A 3,643-nucleotide genomic window follows, 5' to 3' on the forward strand; every position below is an offset into this window, starting at 1 on the left:
GCACAATCTCATCAATGGCACTACCTAGTAGCCGAGGTGGAGCAAGCTCCAGCACACCAACGGCTATCAGCAAAAACAATCCAATGGAGTATCGGCTTCGTTCTCTTTTAAAAAACCAGCTTAAATTTTTAAGTACCGAAAACAAGAGGAATCCCATCCTTTCATGACAAGTTCTTTCGAGAGTTGTGTACCATTTTGAAGAAACAACAGCGACTTGCTACCACAAATATGATACGGCAACAGGCGCAAAAAAGGCATACCGTCCGCAGACGATATGCCCTAAATCTCAATATCATATGGCGCGCAGGTATTTTCAGCACACTCACCACTGAAAAACTGCTCAAACGCAGGCAGCCACTCGTATTAAACCATACAACGCGAATGGCCCAATTCTGAAGGATGCGACAGGGGAGATGCTCCGGTATGAAGTTGTTGTGTTTGTAGATGTGGGTAAAATGCAATAGGAAATTTTAGCACCGGTAACACTCCTTTCTTCCTCAAAATGGGTTCAATCTAACATGAGTAATCGTTCAAATTGGTAATAAATTTCAAAATGGATCTCGTATGGTTGAATCTTAACACCCTTTTTTGCGAATTGTCAAACCTTTTTCAAAAAAATGTATATGACTTGTCCAAGAATCTCGCTAGGTTGGGACGGTTGGTGGTCATTCTAAAAGATGCTATGATATAGTTGGCAGACGTCATTGTACAAGGAGATGAGCATAACGTATGAGCATACAGGTAACTGAACCTGCGGCACAGTGGTACATTAAGGAGCTTAGTTTGAATCGTGGAGATTCGATCCGTTTTTTTGTTCGCTATAGCTCTGGCGGCGGGTTGCATCCAGGCTTTTCTCTGGGAATTGCCGTAGAGCCTCCGCAGCACCCCGTATTACAGCATGAAGCGGCTGGCATTACGTTTTATATGGAGGACCAGGATTACTGGTATCTGAAGGGCCATCATCTGGAAGTTAAGTATTTGGAGGAACATGATGACATTATTTACACCTATGTTGAGGATGGACAAGCTTAGCGCTTCACTGTCAATCATAGCGTGCAAATAGTTGTTCTTGGACAAGAAAAGCGGTGGAGTATCGTGTTACAGGAGATGAACCTGTACATGATGCTCCGCCGCTTTTTTGTAGTTAAGGCGGGTATGTCGTATGTTAAGGGTTGTTAAGTATCGGGCCATCGAGTGCAAAATCAAAATCATCAATGTCGTACACATGTACAGGTACGGAAGCTTCGATAATGCGGTGGATCCAGTCCAATTGATCCGTCAGAATAGGTAATGATTCACGTTGAGCTGTCAACACTAGTTCAGTCTCAATTGGATCAAAATATTCTCCGTAATGCGCAGTATCAACAGCATTAATGATAATGAGTGATGTATTGGCATCGAATAGAATAGGCAAGCTCTTGGCCCAAGGCATCTGAAGGGCACGCCGAATTTTTTTCTGATTCAACGGTTCCTCAAAATAACTGATCAACTCGCTTACCTTCCGCTTCACATGTTGATCGTCCATAGGATTATCCATGAGCGGCTCTGTGCTATCCTGGAATTCGTATAGCTCTAGCAGTGATGTGTAAGGCACTATATATTCCACAGGGGCGGGAGATGTAAGTAGTTGGCCGTATATAGCCACCATTACAGCTTCCGTTACAAATTGTCGAGACATCGGTCAAGCCTCCTGCATTTACCAAATTATGCGATATGAGTATACCACAAAGCGGGACTGAATTCAGCCCGACATGCAGATTGCTATCATTTATTCCTATATTTGTTGTACGAATTTAGCTGCGGCCGATTAACAAGGAAAGCAATCCGGCAGCAATCAGAGGTCCAACAGGAACTCCTTTAAAGAAGGCAACGCCAATGACGGTCCCGATCAGTAAACCTGTCACAATAATGGGCTGTCCAGACATCAAAGTTACTCCGCGGCCGCCAAGATAGGCTACCAAAATTCCGATACCAATCGCGAGCAGTGATTTCCAGTGCAGGAAAGACTCCATCACCTGATTGATACTGATTTTACCGCTGGCTAGCGGGGTCATCACCCCAATCGTCAAAATAATAATTCCGATTGTCAGGCCATACCTTTCAAGCCAGGGGAAAGCAGAATGAAAGCTGGTTACCCGCAGCAGCAGTAATACAACCATGGCAATAGTCACGGTAGAGTTGCCACTAACAATCCCAAGACCAGCCAATACCAGTAAGATAAGTGAGCTGTAATCCATACAGATGTTCTCCTTCGTTTATTTAGCTTTGGATATGTTCGGCGATTTGTCGCCCGTGCCAGCGGCCTGTTTCAATAAACACTTCATTGGCATTGCTGCCTGAAGCGATGACCCCAGCGACATATATACCTGGGATGTTCGTTTCCATCGTGGCAGGATTAAATTCTGGTTTGTCCAGATCCTCAGCCATGTGGACGCCAACAGACTCCAGCAGTTTTCGCTCCGGGTGAAATCCAGTCAGTGCCAGTACAAAATCATTTTCGAGTCGGAATGCTTCAGTGTCCAGCGGAGTGACTACGACATGGTCTGGATGAATTTCGGTAATGCGTGCGCCTAAGTGCAGCGTGATTTTCCCTTTTTGTACCATACTGTCAAACAGTGGACGAACCCACGGCTTGATGTATTGGGACAACTCGCTTCGACGATATACCATATCAATCGTAGCTCCGACCCGCACCAATTCCATTGCAGCATCTACCGCAGAGTTACTGCCACCGATGACTGCGACCCGGGTTCCTGTATAGGGATGGGCTTCGCTGAAATAGTGCGTGACTTTATCCAATTGTTCCCCGGGAATGCCCAAATAGTTCGGATGATCAAAATATCCTGTAGCCACAACGACATAGCGTGACGAATACGTTTTGGTTATTTCCCCTTTGCTCAGGGTATGTACGGTAAATGTACCGTCATCCTGGCGATGAATGGACTGGGCCTCCTCATAATGCTGAATGTTCAAGTTATAATGAGTGGCTACCTTACGATAGTACGCCAGTGCTTCATGACGAAAAGGTTTATCATTAGGGGTGCTGAATGGAACATCACCGATTTCCAGTAGTTCGGCGGTGCTAAAAAACTGCATGTTGGTCGGATATAGAAAAATGGAGTGAACGATGTTTCTTTTTTCAATAATGACAGTTTGCAAACCTCTGCGGCTGCATTCGATTGCAGCGGATAGTCCGCAGGGTCCGCCACCGATAATGATTACGTCGTACATTTGGATGAACCTCCAGTTGTATTGGTTTATTACGCCAGTTTTGTAGGGTTAACATTATTTTGACGATTAAAAACGGATCTCAGGATTGAAGCAAATAGCTCAGTATGTGAGAAGTTTTCAAATAATAATCCTACCGCAATGCGAACACAATATCCAGCCGTTTACAGAAAGTGATGATGGAAGGTGAAGATTGACAGCTACTTTTAGTAAATATATAATTAGATATATATCTATTTCATGTGATTGAATTCGCTTGCATAGCAAGTATGTACTAGTGAAAAGAGGTGCAATAACGATGCAACTGGATAAAATGGTCAATTATCATAAAGCACTTGCTGATCCAACGCGTATGCGAATATTACTTCTTTTGTCCCGTGGGGAGATGCATGGCCAAGCTTTGGCGAAAAAGCTG

4 protein-coding genes and 1 pseudogene are annotated in these 3,643 nt (G+C 44.3%); 2 read left to right on the top strand and 3 right to left on the bottom strand.

Going from position 1 to position 3,643, the window contains the following annotated elements:
• Positions 1-729 precede the first annotated feature (729 nt).
• On the top strand, positions 730-1,032 hold the full coding sequence (locus GRP75_RS21480; RefSeq protein ID WP_013309976.1) for a HesB/YadR/YfhF family protein: 303 nt from the start codon (positions 730-732) through the stop codon (positions 1,030-1,032).
• 133 nt (positions 1,033-1,165) lie between these two features.
• Here GRP75_RS21480 and GRP75_RS21485 read toward each other — a convergent pair whose 3' ends face one another.
• The 3 genes from GRP75_RS21485 to GRP75_RS21495 form a co-directional block, all read right to left on the bottom strand.
• The gene (locus GRP75_RS21485) at positions 1,166-1,678 is read right to left on the bottom strand and encodes a hypothetical protein (protein ID WP_023988256.1); all 513 of its coding nucleotides are present in this window, start codon (positions 1,676-1,678) and stop codon (positions 1,166-1,168) included.
• Between the two features lie 115 nt (positions 1,679-1,793).
• Complete coding sequence (locus GRP75_RS21490) at positions 1,794-2,237, bottom strand: DUF441 domain-containing protein (protein WP_013309978.1); 444 nt, start codon at positions 2,235-2,237, stop codon at positions 1,794-1,796.
• 22 nt (positions 2,238-2,259) lie between these two features.
• Positions 2,260-3,231: a YpdA family putative bacillithiol disulfide reductase gene (locus GRP75_RS21495; RefSeq protein ID WP_160790309.1), complete on the bottom strand. Its 972-nt coding sequence runs from the start codon at positions 3,229-3,231 to the stop codon at positions 2,260-2,262.
• Between the two features lie 295 nt (positions 3,232-3,526).
• Between GRP75_RS21495 and GRP75_RS29940 the strand changes: the two are divergent.
• Positions 3,527-3,643, top strand: a pseudogene (locus GRP75_RS29940) (metalloregulator ArsR/SmtB family transcription factor); the annotation flags it as partial.

The organism is Paenibacillus sp. OT2-17, assembly GCF_009827695.1.
Classification (GTDB): Bacteria; Bacillota; Bacilli; order Paenibacillales; family Paenibacillaceae; genus Paenibacillus; species Paenibacillus polymyxa_B.